This is a genomic window from Mycobacterium sp. (genome assembly GCF_035697385.1).
Lineage (GTDB): Bacteria > Actinomycetota > Actinomycetes > Mycobacteriales > Mycobacteriaceae > Mycobacterium.
Window position 1 is genome coordinate 1 of record NZ_DASSCY010000098.1, and the last position, 3,946, is coordinate 3,946.

Genomic DNA, 3,946 nt, shown 5'->3' on the forward strand with positions numbered 1-3,946 from the left:
GGCGGGCCGTCCGGTCGAGGGCATGCTGGCGCTGCGTCGCGCGAGGACGGGTGAGGAGCTCCACGACCGGCAGCTGACGCGCCGCACCGAGCGCCCCGGCCAGCAGGAGCGCCTGGTTGTAGCCCCGCTCACGGGCGCGCGAGACATGGACCGGCACCGGAACGAGGATCGCCGGACCGCTCACTGCCAGCAGACCGTCGAACGCGGGCAGGGCCGCGCGAGCGAGCGGATCGGCGAGGCGGCGGGCTCCGCCGTACTTGAGGCGCTGAAGGCAGCGCCGGGCGACGCCCTCGTGCCGAAACGCGCTGACGACGAGCTCGACCTCGGATCCCCCCAGGCTGGCGGCGTCGGCTGCCAGGAACGAGGCCGTCGGATCGCTTGCCGGTCGCAGATCCTTCTCGCACCCGCCGCAGAGGACCGTTCCGTACCGGCTACAGCCGGCGCACGAGGGCGGCAGGACGACCTCCAGCAGGCTCGCGAGCGACATGACGCCAGCCTGACCGATGGGGCCTTATCGGCCCCTTAGCGGCGGCTTACCGGGGCGTGATGGCCAGCTGATCGCCGACCCGGGTGCCGGACGTCGCAATGGCGCCCACCGGCAGCTCGATGCAATCGCGGGCACCACGCGCCCACCAGATCACGCGCCACGGCCGAAGGCCCGTCACCGCCTTCGTGACGCGCCTGGATCGGTCCATGAAGACCACGTCGATGGGGAAGCGCATGAAGAACATGTGGATGCTCTGCGTCCGCTCGATGAGCAGGCCCTCGCCGGGGTCGAGGCCGGAGCGGTTCAGGAGGCCCACGACCCGGTCGCCCATGCTCCGGGCGACGCGCGCGCGGTCGGCCACCACCGTGCCGCGGGTCTCGTTCCGAATCTCGATCGTTGCGGGCATCAGGTGGATGCTAGCGGACGTGGAGATGCCCCGGCCGCGTGGCCGGGGCATCTTGATTGTGGGCTGATCCCTACCTGATCAGCTGCACGCCAATTGCGTCCGTGCTGGATCCAGAACCAGTCCCCGGTCCGACCGTGCCCTCGGTGATGAACTTCACGAAGCGGCCGACCAGGCAGCTCGTCACGCCGGTGCTGGCGTAGTCGAGCGTGGCACAGATGGGATTGGAACCGTTGACATAGGCCCCCTGGGTGACGCCTGCGGCGACGCATTCCGGAATTGCGGGACCGCAGAATTGGAAGCTGGCGAACTGCGGCAGGTGGTACCACTGGTTCGTTCCGCCGCCACCCACATCCGATGGATCACATCCGCTGAGGCTCGTCCCGCTCGGCGTGTCACCGCATGTTCCGTCGAATTGCGGAATGCGGACGATGGCCCCGGCATAGCGGCTGTTGAGCGCCGCTTCAATAAAAGCGGAGTTGGGATTGCCGGTCTGCGCGACCTTCTGCCACGATGGCAGCGAGATGGGCGGGTTATTGGGCGTGAGGATCTCGCATTCAATCTCAGGGAGACCCTCGCTTGGAGTGCCGTCGCATCCAGCAGTGCCAGGGTACCAATCGATCCAGCCCACATTGCCTGGTCCATTGCCACACAATGGGATCGAGATGGGCTCGTTGGTGACCTGCCAGAAGCTCGGCGGATCGTACGCGCTCGGATTGTTGCCCGTGTTGTCGCATTGAAGGATCGTGACTGGCAACGTGATGGGAATGACATCACACCCGGACTCCGCGGCGCACACCTCGTTGAGGTAGCCGGCGACGGCAGTCGCCGGTGCCGTTGCGGTGCTCTCGTCGAACCCGATCACGCGCATCAGGAAGGTCGGAAACGTCACGGTCCCACGCGCGAGTACGCCCGCAGCGCCGTCGGGGATCGTGCCGTCGCCAACCCGTGCGGCGGCGGACTCGTTGGTCGTGGCGGAGCCACCCGGCGTGAGCATGTCGCCGGTGATGTTGGTGTAGAACACCGCGTCGCGGTCGATCTTGTTGTTGTCGAATGCGAGCTGAACTGCCGCATCGACCTCGAGATCTGTGCGGACGGGCTCAGCGCCCGCGAGGCGCTCGGCCATCACGGTTGCGCCCGCGAGCGCCGCGGCGTCGGCGGCGTTCTGGGTGGCGCGCTGCCGACCCCAGGCGAACCCGCCGTCGATGACGAGTCCAACCATCGCCACGATGACGATCATGCCGAGGGCGACGATGACGAGCACCTGTCCTCGCTCGGACGAGGCGTCGCGCTTACGGTGAAACATAGCTGCGCTCCACTGGCTGCCGCGATGCCGCTGACAGGTTGAGATTGCCGACGAGGTTGCCGATGATCGGCGTAGCTGGCGTGAATGTGTAGTTCACGAGAATCTCCACCTCGCACGAGATGGCGATGGGGGTGTTGCACGGTGCCGCCAAGCTCTCCGGCTCGAGGAAGGAGAGGGTCACGTCCGCGTCGCTCAGCCCCAAACCAATGGCGTGCGCCTGGGCTTCGGCCAGGATGACGTCCTCGTTCTGGTCGACGATCGCGACGCGAACCGCCTCGCGGGCCGCGTTCTGGATGGTGTTGTAGGCGAAAACGGCGCGGCCGAGATCGAAGAGCCCGAAGAGGACCAGGAGAAAGATGGGCAGAATCAGGCCGAATTCAACCAGCGCCTGCCCGCGCGAACTCGTGCGACAGCGGTTCATGATTACTCCAACGTCACGAGTTCATCTGCCGAGCAGGAATACGGCTGGCCGGCGGTCAGCTTCTGTCCTGTCACCGTGCCGGACGCTGAGCCCTGGTAGTCGAACACTCCGGTGAAGAGAGCGTCGTCGTACTTCTTCTCGGCTGCGTTCTTCTTTAGGCCAAACAGCTGGGCCGCGGTGCAGTATTCAACCGCGGGTTCGCTGCCGACGGTCGCCAGCGCACTCACCGGTGCGCAGTCGCCGGGCTCGTCCCCGCTCGACACATCCATGCTGGTGACGATCTCGTCGTCGGTGCCGGTGGCGTAGAAGGCGCCGGTAAAGAGATCCTCCCATGCGGTCCGAGCTGCCCCAACCGTCAGGTCCTTGAGCTCGGGCACCCTGGCTTCCCCTGAGGTGCAGGTTGTAGTGCTTGTCTCGATCGTGACGGTCACGCTCGTGTTGGCTGAGACGCACTCGCCCACCGCGTACGGCGGCGACGTGGTCTGCGTTGCAACGATGTCCTCATCCAGCGCGCCACCCAGAGCGGTGAAGGTGCCCGTGAACCGATCCTCCCAGATTGATCTCGCATTACCCACCGTATGACCGACGAGGTTGGGGACGACGACCTGCGCGCAGGGTGTCCCCCCAGTCGTACTCGGCGGCACGACCCCGACCGGGATACCCGCGATCCGTCCCCCATTGACCGTGAAGGTCGAGTTGGCGGTCACGGTAAAGAGGCTGTCCCCAAGGATCATGCTCGCGATCGGCGTAAGCACCCGGAACCGGCATTGCAATGCGACCGTTGTCTGATCACCTACGTCGTATCCCGTGAAGGTCGGGTCGGGAATGTCGGTCTTATCGACCTCCGTGAGGTCCATCGCCATGCAGTTGAGTGGGTTCAGGTCACGGGCGACGAGCGTTCTGAACTCATCCTGCGAGAGGAGGTCCGGCGTCCCATCCCACGCATCGGGATTGCGGGCTGCGTAATTGGCGCCGATCCGCGAGGCGTTGCTGACCCCTACCCACTGAAAGAACACGCGGCCGAAATCCACTGCCAGCACGAAGAGCAGCAGCAGCACAGGGAGGACGATCGCGAACTCGACCAGGGCCTGGCCGCGTGTGCGCTCGGTGGTGTCCCCGCGTCGGAAGGGCAGCTTCATGAGTGGTGGTACTCGGAATACGGGCAGTAAGCTCGCGCAGTGTCGCAACCGCACCTTGCGCGTCACCTTGCAGGGTCCCGCGCCACCCCCCGGACCGCCACCGTACCTTGGTCCTACCCCGCCACTCCCTCGACCGATTCCGCCGGCTCCGCGGGCAGCGTGAGCACGATGGTCGACCCCGCTCCCAGGC

Annotated in this window: 5 protein-coding genes; all 5 read right to left on the bottom strand. The window is 66.2% G+C overall.

Annotated elements, in window-relative coordinates:
• Positions 1 to 487: ComF family protein (locus VFH65_RS08775; RefSeq protein WP_353320758.1), on the bottom strand; the 487-nt coding region annotated here is incomplete at its 3' end.
• Positions 488 to 533: 46 nt separating this feature from the next.
• Positions 534 to 893 (bottom strand): DUF192 domain-containing protein, encoded by a 360-nt coding sequence (locus VFH65_RS08780; protein WP_353320759.1) that lies wholly within the window; start codon positions 891 to 893, stop codon positions 534 to 536.
• 70 nt (positions 894 to 963) lie between these two features.
• Positions 964 to 2,196, bottom strand: coding sequence for a pilus assembly protein TadG-related protein (locus tag VFH65_RS08785; RefSeq protein WP_353320760.1), 1,233 nt, complete (start codon positions 2,194 to 2,196; stop codon positions 964 to 966).
• The gene (locus VFH65_RS08790; protein WP_353320761.1) at positions 2,183 to 2,617 is read right to left on the bottom strand and encodes a TadE/TadG family type IV pilus assembly protein; all 435 of its coding nucleotides are present in this window, start codon (positions 2,615 to 2,617) and stop codon (positions 2,183 to 2,185) included. The genes VFH65_RS08785 and VFH65_RS08790 overlap by 14 nt, the downstream gene beginning before the upstream one ends.
• Positions 2,618 to 2,619: 2 nt before the next feature.
• Complete coding sequence (locus tag VFH65_RS08795; protein ID WP_353320762.1) at positions 2,620 to 3,756, bottom strand: TadE/TadG family type IV pilus assembly protein; 1,137 nt, start codon at positions 3,754 to 3,756, stop codon at positions 2,620 to 2,622.
• Positions 3,757 to 3,946: the final 190 nt, after the last annotated feature.